The following is a 16,622-nucleotide window of genomic DNA, read 5'->3' as shown; positions in this document are numbered from 1 at the left end:
CATGGCAATGGGAAAAAACAAAACTGGAATCATGGCCGCCATAACAGCAGCTGCCGGGTCGACAGCGGACGCGGCCGAGACACGCGAGCGTGCGCAGCGCACCTTGCCAAAGGGCACTATTGGCTCCGTACGGGCCGGGCTTGGAGGCATACAGGAGATTGATCCCGGACTAATCCTGCCTTGGGGGCCAAAAGACCGGCTTGAGGTCGAGTTAACAGCTGTTAACAGCGGCAATCTACAGCCCGGTATTCAAGATTTAGCAGACAGCATCGCTTCGGCCGGTCAACAAATACCGGTGCTGCTGAGACCTTCTAAAGATCGCGACGGCTACTTTGAAGTCATCTATGGCCGGCGGAGAATCCTCGCCTGCAAACACTTGGATATTCCTGTGAAAGCGCTCATCCGGACACTGGATGATACCGACGCGCTCAAGGCAAAAGGTCTAGAAAACGCAAGCCGTACCGAACTCAGCTACTACGAACGGGCTCGGTTTGCGCATGCGATTCTAGAACAGGGCTTTTCCCGCTCGGAAACCATCGAAGCATTAGCCATCAGCAAGAATACATTGTCCCAACTCGAACGGATTGTGCGTCTTGTTCCGATGAATGTCGGCGACGCGATTGGCGCGGCGCCTGAGGCGGGGCGACCAAAATGGATGGCCCTCGCGACGCTATTCGACACAGATCAACTCACGGAACAGGCAGCCCTTAAGTTTTTGGCGAAGTCAGGTACCGAACCATCGTCGGACAACCGGCTCGACGCGCTGATCGCTGCCCAGTCTCGCCGCGGTCCGCAAGATAGAATTTCACGCGAGCAGCAACCAATTCCTGGCGTGAGCATAAGAAGCGGCAAGAGCTCTCTGCAGCTCTCAATCGCCAGGAAAGGCAGTACAGAGAAATTTGCGGATTGGTTGGACCTTCATCTTGAAGGTCTTATCAAGGAATCCTTTGAGCGGTTTCAGTCAGAAAGCCCCAAAGGGTAGGGGGTGTTAACACCTGTTAGCACCCGAATACAGGCAACGAGCAGAAAGGAGGAAGGCACCTAAAGAAAAACCCTCGAAACCGAAGTCCCGAGGGCTGCAGCGCTGAGAAGCGCGGTTTTGCTTAGACACCATGACCCTAGCAGCCTCTGATTCGTGAAACAACGAAAAACGTCTTTGGACGAACAGGTTTTCTATGTGTGCTGACAGGCCATGGAACATTTGTACTCAGCTCCACAAGGAGCAACCGAGCGTGAAGCGCCTCGGATCGGGAAAGGTATTCTCAAAGACAGCCAGCCATCGAATGGATGGCGCAAGCAGTCTCAAGCCCTTCTCATCACTGAAAAACTAGCAGAAGAAGGAGAAAGACAGACCGTCAGCAAAGCCAGATCGATCGTTGCAGTAAAGAAAGTTGGCGCGCACATTGGCTTAAAGGCGGCAGATCTTTTGCTGTTGGATACGCTTTGTGCATTCACGCAACCACAAGACTGGGAAGAGGACAAACGACCAATTGTCTGGCCCTCCAATACGCTTTTGATGCAACACACGGGCTTTTCGCTCTCAGCATTAAAGCGACACATAAGGCGACTGGCAGAAGCTTGTATCATCGCATTTAATGACAGTTCAAATGGTAAACGTTGGGGCCACAGGGATGGCAACGGATATATCGTTGAAGCCTACGGGTTTGACCTGTCACCTTTGGCCGCACGCGCCGAAGAATTTGAATGTGTATATGAGCAACTGAAAGCAGAACGGATGCTCTGCCAGCAACTCAAACGCCAAATCACCGTGGTCAGACGCACCATTCGTGCACGTCTCGAAGCTCCCTGCTCCATATCACCAAAACTGTTGGAAGAATTGAGGGCCAAGTATCGAGACCTTGTTCATCTCCTGCCCAATCACAACTCTGATTCAAATCAGATCACCATAAAATTAAATGGATTCAATGATTTAAGTGAGCTCGTAGACGAAGTGCTTTTAGGAAGCCAGACCGACAATGACATCCAAGGAAACTCAACTCTCCGCAAACAAAGCCTCAGCGACACAGGGAACTCGGACCCCAGGGAGACCAATAATGAACCCCACATACAAACTACAAATGAACTTAAATCCATAAATAGTAGTGAGAACACAAAGCCTGATCTGAAAAACAGATGTGAGACAAATAAGAGGCTAGACCTCGCTACGATAATCCAGGCTTGTCCCGAATTTCAGACTTGGGCCCATGATCTTGGAGGCTATCTAAAACACTGGCCTGATTTACAACGAACAACCGCCACGATTTGCCCCATGATAGGAATATCGGAGAAACTCAGGCATCTCGCACATGAACAAATGGGGCAACGGTCAGCAACCGCCGCTGTGGTTCTCGTCTTTGAGAAATTCTGCACTGGAGAGCTTTTTTCACCTGCCGGGTATCTTCGTGGAATGATGAAAAAAGCTAGCGATGGAACCCTAAACCTAGAGCGGAGTTTTGTCGGGCGTCTCCACAGGGAAATTTCGTGATCTCACTACAACCCAGCCGCCTTAGTCAAATTCACCCGAAACCTGTCGCGACGCCGTTGATAGCGACGGGTCATCTCGGCAGAGGCATGACCAAGTTGCTTTTGAACATAACGTTCATCGACTTCAGCGCTGGAGGCCAACCCAGCACGAAGCGAGTGGCCCGAAAAAAGCGCCAGCCTGTCCTTCTCCGGCAATTCAGGGCGAATATTTGCATCAAGAATAGTTTTTTTGACGAGGCGGGCCACATGCCGGTCATTGAGACGGCTTTCCATCACCCGTTTCCCACTGCGCGAAATACGCACGAAAATAGGGCCAAAATCGATCCTAGAGAAGTGAAGCCATTGTTCAAGCGCATGCACGGGACAGGTCTGTTCGCTGGATCCTCGGCCAATCTCAACCTCGCGCCAGCCGGTTTTTGTGTTGAGTGTAAGCAAAGCTCCATATTCCAGAATCTCCACCCATCCTCTACTGTCAGGCGTGTCATCTTTACCCGCATCAAGGCTGACAATCTCGGAGCGTCGCAATCCTCCTGCAAAGCCCAAAAGCAAAATAGAACGATCTCGCAACCCCCGAAGATCGAAGGGCAGGGTGGTCACCATTGCGATGATCTCCTCTGGCAAGATCGCTTCTTTCTGCACGGGTGGGCGCGCATGTTTACGCTTGATCCCCGCCAGAACAGTTGCGATATGGCGGTCCCTGCGGTCAAGCGTGAAGCCGCGTTGCGCATAGTTCCAAGAAAGACCGGACAATCGCCGTTCAATGGTACTGACAGAAAAGGAACTTACCCCAAAGGCAGTATTGTCAGCAGACCCTGCGAGTGCAGTGAGGTAGAGCCCAATCAATTGCAGATCAGGGCAGGGGGCTGGACCAACTGGATCGGCACCGTGACGACGACACCAGCGGCTGAAATGGGCCCAGTCCCTAGCGTATGCCTTCCGCGTATTTTCGGAGGTAGCGTGTTTGGAATAATCCTGCGCAGTTTTGACAAGCAGGTCGAGCGTACCAGATCCAGCAACATCTGAAGGAAGCGCAATTGCCTCGTCATTATCGTGGGGATGCGGAACTTTGATTGCTCGAGATGGGTTTTCGGGATTATTTGACATAGGTGTATACCTAGCTTGTTTATGACTGATAAGGCAAGATTATTGGACATAATAGAAAAAGGCAGGGCGGGGCGGTTTGGGTAAGTCATTATGTCAAAAAGCGCCGCGACACGATAGTGTTGTGGTATGACATACCAGCTACGCATCCTCTCAGTCATGCTTAATGATCTTACCGCAACTGCTGGGTCGGGTCACCTTGGCACGCTCAGAAAACCCTGAAGATGTGGCGTTTTTGTCAAACGCGGCCTTCATGGTTCTGGACCAAATGGTCTTTGATGCGCGCCATGGCGGGCTTGTGGAACTACTCGCCAACCGACTAACGCTGAATGCTGCGACGGCAACCTCAAAACTGGAGGGGCGGTTGACGCGGGAAGCCGATATCGGGGACTCCTATCATTTGATGGCGCTAGGCACGTCGCGGGGCCCCGATGGCGATCTTCCGACATTTTGGTGCGAAGCCGTGTGCCGATCACCAGCCCATCGACCGGGCGGGGCTCAAGGACACCTTCGACAAGGAGATCAGCCGCGATCTGCAGGCGCGGTTGCCGTACAAGAGGCTGATCGCAGGCAGAACGCGGGCGCCAAGACCCGGAGCACCGCATACCTTCGAGACAACGAAGACGTTTCTGACGACGTTCGATCTGCAAACCCTGAGATACCTGCCGGAACTCGAGTTGGCTAGTAGCGATGGCCGTGAAGAGCACCGAACGGATCAAGTCCGAGGCGTCCCGCTTCCAATCGGTCGGGCATTGACGCGCGCGGGCCTGAGTTACCTCTACTTTGAGTAGTATTCATCCATTCGATGACGGGAATGGCTGCTTGAGTCGAGCCCTGGCCGAAAAGTCCCTGGCTCAGAATATCGGCCAGCCAAGTCTCTTGCGCTCGCCTTCACCATCGAACGAAAGCGAAAAGACTATTACGATCAGCTTGAGCGGCACCAGAAGACACTGGACGTCCCATCTTGGCTTACCTGATTTTCTAAACTGGTGCTTGCAGCGCAGCAGATCACTTTGGATCGCGTAGGCTTCTTCATTGCCAAGGCACGTTTCTATGACTGACATCGAAACCAATTTAACGAACGGCAGGCCAAGGTGGTAGAGCGGATGTTTCGGGAGGGGCCGGTTGACTATTGCATCGTTGGCGGGGAGGGCAGGAAGCGGCCATTCGCTGCATTTGTGGAGCAAGTGTACCAGCGGCATAAGAAGCGGATGTTCTTAACGCAAGTTCGTCGCCATTTCCCCTTTGCGAATTGTGATCGTTCTGGTCTTGTGTTGGTGTCAGGACATGGGCCAATCCCACGCGCTTGGCGTCATTCCAGCGAATCGTCAATGATGCTCTAGGCGTGTTTGAGTGTCAGATTCCTCAATGGTTCCTTTCACGCAGCTCCGTTTCTCTCAAAAAAAAGTACCTGATGTAAAAAGTGATTTGGGGCGCTCGTAAGCTATGACGCAATTACCGCTTTTGATTGGACTAACGCTTCAATGTCAGAGCTGTCATACCCGATTTCGGCCAGCACTTCGCGGCTGTGTTGGCCCAGAGCCGGGGATGCCTGATCCACCTGAGCTGGCGTTCGGCTGTATTTGACCGGATGACCAATGGTTTTAACCGAGCCCGCTGTGGCATGATCAACCTCAACGATCATATCGCGCGCATTGGCTTGAGGGTCTGCGTGCATTTGCAGGATGTCGTTGACGGGTCCGGCCGGAAGTTTTGCCTCGTCCATACGTGCCAACCAATTCTCGGTTGTGTCGCGCGCAAGATAGCCGCTCAGAATGTCGATCAACGCGGGCAGGTTCTGAATACGCGCCGCGTTTGAATTGAATCGCGGATCCTGATCCAGCTCTGGTGCGGCGATGACATCCAGAAACCGCAGCCAATTGCTCTGGTTCGCGGCGCCAACATTGATCCAGCCATCGCTTGTTCGGAAAGCCTGATATGGCGCATTGAGGGGGTGAGCAGAGCCGAGCGGTTGGGGCGCGTCCCCGGTCGCAAAGGCAATTGCTGATTGCCAATAGGTTTGCACGATGGCCGCTTCAAAGAGGGATGTATCCACCTTTTGACCGAGGCCCGTTTGCAGCATGTTCGCATAGGCCGCAGAGACGCCCATTGCGCCCAGAATACCCGCATTGATGTCCGAAATCGGTGCGGCGACTTTAACCGGTGGGCGGCCCGGCCCTTCGCCCGTGATCGACATCAGCCCGGACATGCCCTGCGCGATCAGATCAAATCCGCCGCGCTCTGCGTAGGGACCCGTACGACCAAATCCGGATATTTCGCAATAGATCAGACGCGGGTTTACCACCGCAAGATCTTCGTAAGACAGACCCAGTTTCTCCATCGTGCCCATACGGTAGTTCTCGACCACCACATCCGCGTCGGCCAGCAGTTTGCGTAGCACTGCGACACCAGCGGGATCTTTGAGGTTGAGCGATATGCCGCGCTTGTTGCGATTCATCATCATATAGGCTGCTGCCTCGCCGCCAATGTCCGGCGGTACAAACCGGCGACTGTCATCTCCGGTGGGCTTTTCGACCTTGATGACGTCGGCGCCCATGTCCGCCAGCATCAGCCCGCAGACCGGGCCCGCCATGATATGGGCCAGTTCGATGACGCGCATACCGCTGAGCGGACCCGTTTTGGTGCTCATTTGCCTGTCCACACGGGTTTTCTCTTAGCTAGGAACGCCTCCATGCCAATGCGGAAATCATTGCTCATGTAGCACGACACGATCAGATCGGAATCGTCTACCTGCAACGCTGACCGGTTGCGGCGCAGGGCTTCTTTCGTGGCGCGTAGGGTCAGCGGGGCCATTGACCCGATCTTGTCGGCCAGCTCGGCCGCGCGCGCCATCAGGGCGTCCTCATCGGGTAGAACTTCACTCACCAGTCCTGTCGCGAGTGCTTCATCAGCTTCGATCAGACGCGCGGTAAAGATGATCTCACGCACCCGTCCGGCGCCGATAAGCTCGGACAATCGCGCAAGATTACCCGCCGCCAGGCAATTGCCAAGGGTGCGGGCGATGGGAAATCCGTACTTCAGGCTGGCGGAAGCGATCCGGATGTCACAGGCTGCGGCGATGGAACCACCGCCCCCTGTACAGGCCCCGTTGATCGCGGCGATGGTGGGCACCGGGCAGCGCTCAACCGCGTCCAGCACCGCATCAATCTGCTGCTCATAATCCAACGCATCCTGTGGCGCTTCAAAGGCACGGAACTGGGTCATATCCGTTCCGGCGGCAAAGGCCTTGCCCCCCGCGCCCGAGATCACTACGGCCCGCACCGACCCGTCCGTTGGCATCCGGGTGCAGATTTCGGCAAGCCGGTCATACATACCAAAGGTCAGCGCGTTCCGCGCTTCGGGCCTGTTGAATGTAATCCACAGGATTCCGTCGCGCAGCACATCGGTAATTTCTGCAGGCTGGTTGGTCATCGATAGAAATACTCCACGAGGAACATCGGCACGGAGGGCGCATAAGTGCAGAGCATCAGCACGGCCAAAAGCACGCCCACGAACCAGATGTTGACCTTGGACACCTCCCAGATATTGGCGCGTGCAACCGAGCAGGCCGTGATCAACACTGACGCCACGGGCGGGGTCTGCTGACCGATGGCAAGGTTCAGCGTGACCACCAGCCCAAAGTGCACCGGGTCAATGCCAGCGGCTGTGATCAGCGGGATCACAATTGGGATCACCAGGATGATGGCGGCAGCGGAATGCAGGAAAAACCCGACAATCAGAAAAAAGAAATTCAGGATCAGCAGGATCACCCATTGCTGGTTGGTGATCGACAAGATGCCTTCGGCCAGTTGCTGCGGAATCTGTGCGCGGGTCAAAAAACCGCCCATGAGTACGGAGGCGGCAACCAACAGCATGACCACGGCTGTCTGAATGCCCCCATCCAGCATCGCGCGGCGCAGATGGCTGAAATCAAGATTGCCGTACCATGCCGACACCGCTAGCGAGGCCAGAACCGCAAGACCTGCGGCCTCGGTTGCCGTGACATAGCCGCCAAAGATACCGCCCAGAATGATCACCGGCAGCGTGAAGGCAGGCAGCGCATCCACAAAGGTCTCGCGCAGGCGGGCAAGGCGAAAGGCGTCTTCGGTCGGGAAGTTGTAGCGTTTGGCAAAGAGATAGGCGACGGTCATCAACCCGCCCGCCCCGAGGAGGCCCGGTACAATGCCCGCCACGAACAATTGCTCCACCGAGGTGTTGGCCGAGGCCGCATAGAGGATCATCGGGATCGAGGGCGGAATGATGATGGCAAGCGAAGCGGACGACGATGTGACCGCCGCCGAAAATTCCTTGCTGTAGCCGCGCTTTTTCATCTGCGGGATCAGGATGGAGCCCATAGCGGCCACGTCCGCCACGGCTGAGCCGGAGATTTCGGCAAAGAACAGCGACACACCAATGTTGACCATGGCGAGGCCGCCGCGAATGAAGCCAATGATGGCGCCGACGAAGTTGATCAGCCGGTCGGTAATCCCGCCCGCGTTCATGATGGCCCCGGCCAGTACGAACATCGGGATCGCGATCAGCGAAAACTTGGTGGACCCGTCGTACATGTCCAGCGCGATGGTCACGAGGCTGTCGGTCCCTTCGGTGAGCAGCAGGCCAAGCACGCCGCTCATCGCCAAGGCCACGGCGATCGGGATGTTGATGCAGATCATGATTAGCATCGCGATGAAAATACCGGCCATCAGCATCAGACGCGATCCTTGTTCTTTTCAAGCTCGGTTTCGACCTCTTCTTCGATCTCCGCATGCTCCAGCGAGACGCCCGCGGCCGTGATCTTGAGGTAACCCGGCAAGCTGAGTAGCTGACACAGGATAAAGAGAATGGCCCCAATCGGAATGATGGACTGGGTGACCTGGATCGGCACCCAGGTGAGCGAGATCAACGTGTCGCCCGCCAGCACTTCGAGCACCTGAAGTCCGGCGCGCGCCATCAGGAAGAAGAAGATCAGCACAATCGCTTCGCCAAAGAGCACTGCCGCGATCCGCAGGTTGGGCGGAAGTTTCAAAAGAACCGTATCAAAACCGATGTGGCGTCGGTGCAGGGCCGCAAGCGCCGATCCGTAGTAGGTGATCCATGCCAACATGATGGCGGCTACTTCGTCGTACCATGAGAAACTCTGCCCCATCAGGCGTGCGAGAACTGCTGCGGTGACCACAAGTGTGAGCAGGATCATCAGGCTGATCGTGACCCATTCGAGGATTTTGCTAAATCCTTGATTTATCCGCGACAAGGTCGGGTAGGCGTCGTTTTCCATTCTGGCAGACCTGTTGGAACTCTATTGGCCGCCTCCGCCCGCGAACCACGGGCGGAAGGACTGTATTGGATTTACGAGAATGACGCGCGGCGAAACGGTGCCGCCGCACCTCATTTTGATCAACCGGAGTTGCCGAGACCCAGAACTTTGTCGATCATGTCCTGACCGCCTTCGACCTCATCCGCGAACTGTTTGTAGATCGGTGCAGATGCTTCAATGAATGCGGCTTTATCCGCGGTGTTCACCTCAACGCCCGCATCTTCGATCACCTTCAGCAGGCTGGCTTCCAACTCAGCCGCTTTTCCATAGGTGAAATCCTGTGTCTGGTTCGCGCAATCCGTCAGACCGGCCTGCATCTCGGCGTCCAGCTTGTCGTATTTTTTCTTGGACATCAGAATGTAGGCAGGCGTGTAGACGTGGCCTGTCACCGACAGGTATTTCTGCACTTCCTGAAATTTGGCCGACGCGATTTGAGCGTATGGGTTTTCCTGCCCGTCAATCACGCCGGTTTGCAAGGCGGTGAACACGTCAGAAAACGCCATTGGTGTCGGGTTCGCGCCATATTCCTGGAACATCTTCAGACGCCAGACACCATTTGGCGTGCGCAGCTTGATGCCCTCAAGATCCGCAGGAACGTTGATCGGGCGCGTGTTGTTGGTGATGTTGCGAAAGCCGTTCTCGGCCAGACCCACGATGTGATAGCCATTCTTGTTGGCCGCACCTTGGAAGACATCCATCATCTCGCCCTGCACGCGGCGCATATGGTCGCGATCCGAGATGATGTAGGGCATCTCGAAAATGCCAAAGGCATCATCCACCGAAGACATGACGGAGGACGGCAGTGAGAAATCGACCTGACCCAACTTGAGCTTTTGCAGAAGTTCCTTGTCCTTCCCCAATTGCGATGATCCGAAGGTCTGCACCTCGACCTTGTCGCCCATCGCGCCGTTCACGCAGGCCGCAAAGTTGTCGACCGTCGCTTCAAACAGCGAGCCCGGCGCGCCAACGTGGCCAAATTTCATGGTTACGTCCGCCGCAAAGGCGCCCGTCGCCATGCCAATCGCTGTGGTGGCTGCAAGTATTCTTGAGACTACTTTCATAATGTTCTCCTCCCAGAGAATTTCAGTTTTCTTGGTTCTTATTGGTCTTGGCCCGTCTTGCGGGCAGTTCATTCAGTTCAGGTGCGCCATCGCCTCCTGCACACCGCCTGTCTCATGCGGAACATTGGCCTGTTTCAGCCCCATCTCGACCCCCGCAAGGGTCGCAATCAGCATCAGATCGTTGAAATCGCCCAGGTGCCCGATGCGGAACACTTTGTCCGCCACCTTGGACAGCCCATTGCCCAGCGAGACGTCATAATGCTCCAGCGTGGTGGCACGGAACGCATCCGCGCTGTGACCGTCCGGCACTTTCACGGCCGTCAGCACGCCGCTTTCCTGACCTTGGGTGGCACACAGCACCTCGAGCCCCCATTTGCGCACAGCCGCCCGCGCTGCAGCACCGTGGCGCGCATGACGGGCAAAGACATTGTCGAGCCCTTCTTCGTGCAACATATCTATGGCCTCATTGAGCCCATAGAGCAGGTTCGTGCCCGGCGTGTAGGGGAAATATCCGGTCTTGTTCGGCCCGACCATATCGGCCCAGTCCCAGTAGGACCGCTGCAGTTTTGCTGTCGTGTTGGCCGCCATCGCCTTGGCACTTGCCGCGTTGAACGAAAGGCCGGGCGGCAACATAAGACCCTTCTGGGAGCCCGATACCGTAACGTCCACCCCCCATTCATCATGGCGATACTCCAATGACGCCAAACCAGAGATTGTGTCGACCAGGAACAAGGCGGGGTGCCCCGCCCGGTCAATCGCCTTGCGCACTTCGGCAATCGGCGACACCGAACCGGTGGACGTCTCGTTGTGAACCACACAGACCGCCTTGATCTCATGTGCCTTGTCTTCGGCAAGGTAAGCCTCGATCTGATCGGGATCGGCACCGCCGCGCCAATCGCCTTCGATGAATTCGGCTTTCAGGCTCAGCTTCTCAGCCAGTTTTTTCCACATGGTCGCAAAGTGGCCGGTCTCGAACATGAGGACGCGATCGCCGGGAGACAAGGTGTTGACCAAGGCCGCCTCCCAAGCTCCGGTGCCGGAGGCAGGGTAGATAAAGACGTGTTCTTCGGTTTTGAAGATCGACTTCATTCCCTCCAGCGCGCGCAGGCCAACCTTGGCGAAATCGGGGCCTCGGTGGTCGATGGTCTGTTGGCCAATCGCGCTGAGAATCCGGTCCGGCACAGCGCTTGGCCCGGGTATTTGCAGAAAATGGCGGCCAGCTTTTCTCATAACGGCATGTCTCACAATCAGGTGTCTGAACGGACATCACACAGTGTCACGTCCAGGAAATTTGATTTTTGTTGTACCAGCGTAATTTTGAATTCATAATTAAGTCAAACGAAAAGACGACCCATGACATTGGACAAATCCATGCAGCACCTCGCCGACGCCCTGCAAAACCGCATCGAGGGCGACGTCCTGTTCGACAGCTTTTCGCGCGGGCGCTATGCGACGGATGCCTCGCTCTATCAGATGATGCCGCTAGGCGTGCTGTCCCCGAAATCCGAAGACGACATTCGTGCAGCCATCGACATCGGGCGTGACCAGGGCGTGCCCCTGCTGGCACGTGGTGGCGGGACATCGCAATGCGGCCAGACGGTGAACAATGCCCTGGTTCTCGATAACACGCAGTATTTCAATGATATTCTCGAACTGGATGTGGAGGGCATGCGCTGCGTTGTGCGGCCCGGTATTGTGCTTGACGAATTGAACCGCGCGTTGAAACCCCACGGCCTGTGGTTTCCGGTGGATGTCTCGACTGCGTCCCGCGCGACCATTGGCGGGATGACCGGCAACAACTCCTGCGGTGGCAAATCACTGCGCTATGGCATGATGCGTGACAATGTCCTGTCCATCGAGGGGTTTCTGGCGGATGGCAGCAAGCACCGCTTTGGTCCTGTTGGCACGGGCAGCACGGCGGATTTCACCGCACTGCAAGACGACCTGTTGAGACTGGGCGCGCGCGAGGCCGCCGAGATTGATGCGCGATTCCCCAACGTGATGCGCCGGGTGGGCGGCTACAACATTGATGCACTGGTACCCAAGGACACGGCCAACAACCTTGCCCATCTGCTGGTCGGCTCCGAAGGAACGCTGGCCTATTCCACGGCGATTGAGTTGAAGCTTTGGCCGATCCTGTCGGAAAAGGTGCTGGGCGTTTGCCACTTCCCCACCTTCCATCAGGCGATGGATGCGGCACAGCATCTGGTCACACTGAACCCGCAAGGGGTTGAGCTGGTGGACGCCACGATGATCGCGCTGGCCCGTGACATCCCGATCTTCCGCGACACCATCGAAGAATTTGTGACCGGCAAGCCAGAGGCCCTGCTGCTGGTGGAATTCGCTGAAGAAGACACTAGCAAGCATCCCCAAAAGCTGAAAGAGCTTGAGGAAATGATGGGCGATCTTGGATTCTCCTGGGGCAAAAGCGGGAAGAAATGGGGCGGTGTCACGGCTGTGCCCGACCCCAAGATGCAGGCGCGGATCGCGGAGCTGCGCAGCTCCGGCCTGAACATCATGATGTCGATGAAAGCAGATGGCAAACCGGTGTCCTTTGTCGAGGATTGTGCCGTCGAATTGCCTGATCTTGCCGATTATACGGCTGGTCTGACCGAGATTTTTGAGAAACACGGCACGCGCGGCACTTGGTATGCGCATGCCTCGGTTGGGTGCCTGCACGTGCGTCCGGTCTTGAACCTCAAGCTGGATCAGGACGTCAAGAAGATGCGCGCGATCGCCGAAGAGTGCTTTGATCTGGTTGCGCGCTACAAGGGCTCGCACTCGGGCGAGCACGGCGATGGGCTGGTCCGGTCGGAGTTTCATGAGAAGATGTTTGGCCCTCGGATGGTGGCCGGTTTCGCTGAGGTCAAGCAGCGGTTTGATCCTGATGGTCTGTTCAATCCCGGCAAGATCGTGGACGCGCCCAAGATGGATGACCGGTCGCTCTTTCGCTATAGCCCTGACTATAAGGTGCCAGAGTTTCAGACCGGGCTCGACTGGTCCGAATGGACCGGCAGCGGCGGCGGATTTCAGGGCGCCGTCGAGATGTGCAACAACAACGGGGCCTGTCGCAAATTAAAGGGCGGCGTGATGTGCCCCTCCTTCAGGGTGACCCGTAAGGAAAAGGACCTGACACGGGGGCGTGCCAACACGTTGCGTCTCGCGATCTCGGGGCAGTTGGGGCCGGATGCGCTGACCTCGGATCAGATGGCTGAAACAATGAAGCTTTGTGTGTCCTGCAAGGGATGCAAACGGGAGTGTCCAACAGGCGTTGATATGGCCCGGATGAAGATCGAGGTCCAATCCGCACGCCTCAAAAAACACGGGCTCAGCCTGCATGACCGTCTGGTCGCCTATCTGCCACGCTATGCCCGCTGGGCGGCGCGGCTGCCCTTCGTGATGAACCTGCGTAACAGCGTGCCCGGTCTTGCCCGGCTGACTGAAAAACTGACGGGTTTCACCGCCACCCGAGATTTGCCCAGATGGCATGCACGACCTTTTAAGGATGGCGAAATCGTCGCACCGCAAACGCCGAAAGCGGTTCTTTTTGCGGATACTTTCAACCGGTATTTTGAACCAGAGAACCTGCGCGCAGCCGCAAAGGTGCTCAAGGCCGCAGATGTCCCAGTGCATGTGGCGACCGCCTCCAAAGGGGAACGCCCTTTGTGTTGTGGCCGCACTTTCCTGTCTGCAGGTCTGGTGGAAGAAGCAAAGCGAGAGGCGCAACGTCTTGTTGATGCGCTGCTGCCCTTTGCCCAGCAAGGCATTCCGATCATTGGTCTTGAGCCCAGCTGCCTGCTGACCCTACGCGATGAAATCCCTGCGCTTTTGCCCGGCAAAGAGACCGAGGTATTGGCCCAGCATGCCCGTATGCTGGAGGAGTTCATCGCGAATCAGGACGACAACCCGGATTTCAAACTGCCCCTGTCTTCGCCTGCACCAAAAGTGCTGCTGCACGGCCATTGCCACCAAAAGGCGATGGGGGTGATGTCCTCCATCGAAAAGACACTGGCGCGACTGCCCGACACAGCGATCGAGGTGGTCGAGACGAGCTGTTGCGGCATGGCAGGCGCCTTTGGCTATGGCGTCGAAACACACGACATATCGCGCAAAATGGCGGAACTTGATCTTGTGCCTGCCATACAGGACGCGGCGCAAGACACAATAATTGTTGCGGATGGCACCTCTTGCCGTCATCAAGTGGCAGATCTGACGGACCGAAAACCCATACATATTGCACGCTTGCTCGAACGTGCCCTGACGCAATGAGGTGACGCGATGACATTGCACACATCCCAGACAATCATGCGCAAGTCCCTGCATCATGAACTGGTCGACCGCCTGCAACCCCTGATCATTAATTCGGAATTGAAACCAGGCACCAAGATCCCGGAAAAGCAGCTCTGCGAACGGTTTGGGGTATCCCGCACCCCTTTGCGAGAAGCGCTGAAGGTGCTGGCATCCGACGGGTTGGTTCGGTTGGAACCGAACCGTGGCGCATGGGTGACGCAAGTCACGCAGGAGGAAGTCGACGAGGTCTTCCCTGTACTGGGCGCACTTGAAGCACTGTCCGGCGAATTGGCCTGCAAGCATATCACCGACGCTGAGATCGAGGAGGTGCGCGCGCTGCACGCGCAGATGATCCGGAGCTATGAAAACCGGGATCTGGACGCTTATTTCAGCGTCAACCAAAAGATTCACCGCGCCATCCTGTTGGCGGCGCGCAACGCGACATTGACCACGTCCTGCCAGGCGCTGTCTCTGCGTATGCAACGCGCGCGCTATCTGGCCAATATGTCCGAGGGCCGGTGGTATGACGCTGTGCAGGAGCATGAGAAAATCCTGCAATGTCTTGTCGCAAGGGATGGCCCAAATCTCGCGGCTACGCTGCTCCATCACATGGATGCAAAGCGCGCATCTGTGGTGAAGTGGCTACAATCGCAAGAGACCACGGACGCCATTTAGCAACAGGACCTGCTTGCCGAGCCCCTCGTCACTCGGCGGCCAGAGCGGGCATTGACAAACCAATCCGCCCATTGGTCAGATTGATCTCTCAGATGTCTGCCTCTATGCCAAACGGGACCCAAAGCATGGAGCGGCTCAATGTCTGACTACGTTATTCCCACGCCACCCGTTACGTCGATCCCCGTCGCATCGGGCGGCGCATTCCCGGTGCGTCGGGTATATTGCATCGGCCGCAACTATGCAGCGCACGCCATTGAGATGGGACATGATCCGGACCGGGAGCCTCCCTTCTTCTTTCAGAAGAACCCCAACAATCTCGACACAACGGGGGACTTTCCCTATCCACCCCACACCTCTGATGTTCATCACGAAGCTGAATTGACCGTTGTGCTGAAATCCGGTGGTAAGAACATCCCGGTCGAGCGCGCAATGGATCACGTCTACGGCTACGCACTGTCCTTGGACATGACCCGCCGGGATCTTCAGGGCGAGATGAAAAAGGCGGGCCGTCCCTGGGAAATCGGTAAAGCCTTCGAGCGCTCGGCGCCCATCGGCCCGATCCACACCGTCGAAGAGATTGGTCACCTGGATGAGGGTGCGATCACACTGAAAGTGAACGGTGACCTGCGTCAGGAAGGCGATCTCAATCAGTTGATCTGGAAAACGCCCGAGATGATTTCTTACCTGTCGGAGTATTTTGAACTGGCAGCGGGCGACGTGATCATGACCGGAACACCCTCCGGCGTTGGCCCTGTGGTCAAGGGCGATGTGATGGAAGTGGAAATCCCGGCACTTGGCAAGCTGTCCGTCACTGTGACCTAGTTTATCAATCCGCACATCCGCAGCGATGGGGCCGTCACAGGGGCTCCTATCCTGCCGGGGGTCTCGCTGCTTGAGGTACAGCGCGTCAATCGGTTCTTGGCGCCGCAGTTTTGCCCAGTGAAGGTAGAATGCGCCCGTAGACCGAATGTAGATGCTCCCTCATGAGTTGCGCAGCACCGTTTCCGTCATTTTTTTCAATCGCCTGAACGATCAAATCATGTTCCAGAAAGCTTGAGTAGTTTTTCGCAGGTTTGGGTGTCGTGCGTGGCTGGCTCCAGACCATGGAACGCCTGACCACATTCAGTGTTTCGAAGTAATACAAGAAGAGTTTGTTCTTTGCGCTGCGAGCAACCGCGAAATGAAACTTGTTGTCCCACGCCTCATAGCTGCGCCAGTCGGGAACTTCGCGGCAACGCTCGGCACAGGTGCGAAGCTCTTCTCGATCAGCGGGCGCGCTATGCAATGCTGCAAGACGCGCCAGTTCCGGTTCAATGGCCAGCCTAACGGTAGCAACCTGCGGAGGTGTCACCTGGTCCCGAAGGTACGTAACGTCCTCAAGGTTCAGAACAGGACGCTCGCCGACAAATGTGCCACGGCCCACATGGCGCCATATCAGGCCCCTGGATTCAAGCTTGGTCAGTGCGGACCGCAATTGATTGCGCGTGACCCCCAGCATCGAACACATCTCCCGCTCCGGAGGCAGTCGGTCGTTGTGAACATAGCCGTCAGACGCGATGATCTGCCTGATGCGCTGTACAAGAAGCTCTGTTTTCGCCATTGAGACCCACCCAATTGGTGAATTGGTCAGTTGATTTCACGGTGCCGAGCGCGCTTTGTCAATACATGGGGACGTGTCTGTAGTGAGCCTGCTGCGT

At 56.4% G+C, this 16,622-nt stretch carries 13 protein-coding genes and 3 pseudogenes; 8 read left to right on the top strand and 8 right to left on the bottom strand.

All coding sequences use genetic code 11. The annotated features are described in order from the left end of the window. Position 1: 1 nt before the first annotated feature. Positions 2-982: a plasmid partitioning protein RepB gene (repB, locus tag Q0802_RS13465; RefSeq protein WP_298919133.1), complete on the top strand. Its 981-nt coding sequence runs from the start codon at positions 2-4 to the stop codon at positions 980-982. Positions 983-1,192: 210 nt separating this feature from the next. Further along, positions 1,193-2,485: a plasmid replication protein RepC gene (gene repC, locus Q0802_RS13460; protein ID WP_298919130.1), complete on the top strand. Its 1,293-nt coding sequence runs from the start codon at positions 1,193-1,195 to the stop codon at positions 2,483-2,485. A 5-nt stretch (positions 2,486-2,490) separates the two neighbouring features. Here repC and Q0802_RS13455 read toward each other — a convergent pair whose 3' ends face one another. Continuing rightward, the gene (locus Q0802_RS13455) at positions 2,491-3,588 is read right to left on the bottom strand and encodes a tyrosine-type recombinase/integrase (protein ID WP_298919127.1); all 1,098 of its coding nucleotides are present in this window, start codon (positions 3,586-3,588) and stop codon (positions 2,491-2,493) included. Between the two features lie 163 nt (positions 3,589-3,751). Here Q0802_RS13455 and Q0802_RS13450 point away from each other — a divergent pair. The 3 pseudogenes from Q0802_RS13450 to Q0802_RS13440 all read left to right on the top strand — a co-directional run. Beyond that, positions 3,752-4,009 (top strand): annotated as a pseudogene (locus Q0802_RS13450) (DUF1403 family protein); the annotation flags it as partial. A gap of 7 nt (positions 4,010-4,016) precedes the next feature. After that, a pseudogene (locus tag Q0802_RS13445) lies at positions 4,017-4,199 on the top strand (hypothetical protein); the annotation flags it as partial. Positions 4,200-4,316: 117 nt separating this feature from the next. Beyond that, positions 4,317-4,709, top strand: a pseudogene (locus Q0802_RS13440) (Fic family protein); the annotation flags it as partial. Positions 4,710-5,029: 320 nt separating this feature from the next. Here Q0802_RS13440 and Q0802_RS13435 read toward each other — a convergent pair. From Q0802_RS13435 to Q0802_RS13410, 6 genes are all read right to left on the bottom strand, one after another. Next, positions 5,030-6,235: a CoA transferase gene (locus Q0802_RS13435; RefSeq protein WP_298919123.1), complete on the bottom strand. Its 1,206-nt coding sequence runs from the start codon at positions 6,233-6,235 to the stop codon at positions 5,030-5,032. Next, entirely contained in the window at positions 6,232-7,017 is a 786-nt protein-coding gene (locus tag Q0802_RS13430) for an enoyl-CoA hydratase/isomerase family protein (protein ID WP_298919120.1), read from the bottom strand. The genes Q0802_RS13435 and Q0802_RS13430 overlap by 4 nt, the downstream gene beginning before the upstream one ends. Continuing rightward, on the bottom strand, positions 7,014-8,294 hold the full coding sequence (locus tag Q0802_RS13425; RefSeq protein ID WP_298919118.1) for a TRAP transporter large permease: 1,281 nt from the start codon (positions 8,292-8,294) through the stop codon (positions 7,014-7,016). The genes Q0802_RS13430 and Q0802_RS13425 overlap by 4 nt, the downstream gene beginning before the upstream one ends. Beyond that, entirely contained in the window at positions 8,294-8,860 is a 567-nt protein-coding gene (locus tag Q0802_RS13420) for a TRAP transporter small permease (protein ID WP_298919115.1), read from the bottom strand. The genes Q0802_RS13425 and Q0802_RS13420 overlap by 1 nt, the downstream gene beginning before the upstream one ends. A 119-nt stretch (positions 8,861-8,979) precedes the next feature. Further along, on the bottom strand, positions 8,980-9,960 hold the full coding sequence (locus Q0802_RS13415; RefSeq protein WP_298919112.1) for a TRAP transporter substrate-binding protein: 981 nt from the start codon (positions 9,958-9,960) through the stop codon (positions 8,980-8,982). Positions 9,961-10,032: 72 nt separating this feature from the next. Then, positions 10,033-11,190 (bottom strand): aminotransferase class V-fold PLP-dependent enzyme, encoded by a 1,158-nt coding sequence (locus Q0802_RS13410; RefSeq protein WP_298919109.1) that lies wholly within the window; start codon positions 11,188-11,190, stop codon positions 10,033-10,035. A 123-nt stretch (positions 11,191-11,313) separates the two neighbouring features. Here Q0802_RS13410 and Q0802_RS13405 point away from each other — a divergent pair, with 123 nt between their 5' ends. The 3 genes from Q0802_RS13405 to Q0802_RS13395 all read left to right on the top strand — a co-directional run bounded on the left by Q0802_RS13405 (position 11,314) and on the right by Q0802_RS13395 (position 15,747). Continuing rightward, positions 11,314-14,229, top strand: coding sequence for an FAD-binding oxidoreductase (locus tag Q0802_RS13405; protein ID WP_298919107.1), 2,916 nt, complete (start codon positions 11,314-11,316; stop codon positions 14,227-14,229). 9 nt (positions 14,230-14,238) lie between these two features. Beyond that, the gene (locus tag Q0802_RS13400; RefSeq protein WP_298919104.1) at positions 14,239-14,925 is read left to right on the top strand and encodes a GntR family transcriptional regulator; all 687 of its coding nucleotides are present in this window, start codon (positions 14,239-14,241) and stop codon (positions 14,923-14,925) included. A 138-nt stretch (positions 14,926-15,063) separates the two neighbouring features. Continuing rightward, positions 15,064-15,747: a fumarylacetoacetate hydrolase family protein gene (locus Q0802_RS13395; protein WP_298919101.1), complete on the top strand. Its 684-nt coding sequence runs from the start codon at positions 15,064-15,066 to the stop codon at positions 15,745-15,747. Positions 15,748-15,832: 85 nt separating this feature from the next. On the opposite strand, the gene Q0802_RS13390 is transcribed toward Q0802_RS13395, so the two are convergent. Further along, entirely contained in the window at positions 15,833-16,525 is a 693-nt protein-coding gene (locus tag Q0802_RS13390) for a FadR/GntR family transcriptional regulator (protein WP_298919098.1), read from the bottom strand. Positions 16,526-16,622: the final 97 nt, after the last annotated feature.

This window comes from uncultured Roseobacter sp. (genome assembly GCF_947495275.1).
Lineage (GTDB): Bacteria > Pseudomonadota > Alphaproteobacteria > Rhodobacterales > Rhodobacteraceae > Roseobacter.
This window is presented reverse-complemented; position numbering and strand designations above follow the sequence as displayed.

Bases quoted from the DNA above. Each gene is read 5' to 3' on its own strand.
- Q0802_RS13395 (WP_298919101.1), top strand. From the start codon at position 15,064: ATGTCTGACTACGTTATTCCCACGCCACCCGTTACGTCGATCCCCGTC.
- Q0802_RS13415 (WP_298919112.1), bottom strand. From the start codon at position 9,960: ATGAAAGTAGTCTCAAGAATACTTGCAGCCACCACAGCGATTGGCATG.
- Q0802_RS13425 (WP_298919118.1), bottom strand. From the start codon at position 8,294: ATGCTGATGGCCGGTATTTTCATCGCGATGCTAATCATGATCTGCATC.
- Q0802_RS13410 (WP_298919109.1), bottom strand. From the start codon at position 11,190: ATGAGAAAAGCTGGCCGCCATTTTCTGCAAATACCCGGGCCAAGCGCT.
- Q0802_RS13430 (WP_298919120.1), bottom strand. From the start codon at position 7,017: ATGACCAACCAGCCTGCAGAAATTACCGATGTGCTGCGCGACGGAATC.
- Q0802_RS13435 (WP_298919123.1), bottom strand. From the start codon at position 6,235: ATGAGCACCAAAACGGGTCCGCTCAGCGGTATGCGCGTCATCGAACTG.
- Q0802_RS13390 (WP_298919098.1), bottom strand. From the start codon at position 16,525: ATGGCGAAAACAGAGCTTCTTGTACAGCGCATCAGGCAGATCATCGCG.
- Q0802_RS13455 (WP_298919127.1), bottom strand. From the start codon at position 3,588: ATGTCAAATAATCCCGAAAACCCATCTCGAGCAATCAAAGTTCCGCAT.
- Q0802_RS13405 (WP_298919107.1), top strand. From the start codon at position 11,314: ATGACATTGGACAAATCCATGCAGCACCTCGCCGACGCCCTGCAAAAC.
- Q0802_RS13420 (WP_298919115.1), bottom strand. From the start codon at position 8,860: ATGGAAAACGACGCCTACCCGACCTTGTCGCGGATAAATCAAGGATTT.
- repB (WP_298919133.1), top strand. From the start codon at position 2: ATGGCAATGGGAAAAAACAAAACTGGAATCATGGCCGCCATAACAGCA.
- Q0802_RS13400 (WP_298919104.1), top strand. From the start codon at position 14,239: ATGACATTGCACACATCCCAGACAATCATGCGCAAGTCCCTGCATCAT.
- repC (WP_298919130.1), top strand. From the start codon at position 1,193: ATGGAACATTTGTACTCAGCTCCACAAGGAGCAACCGAGCGTGAAGCG.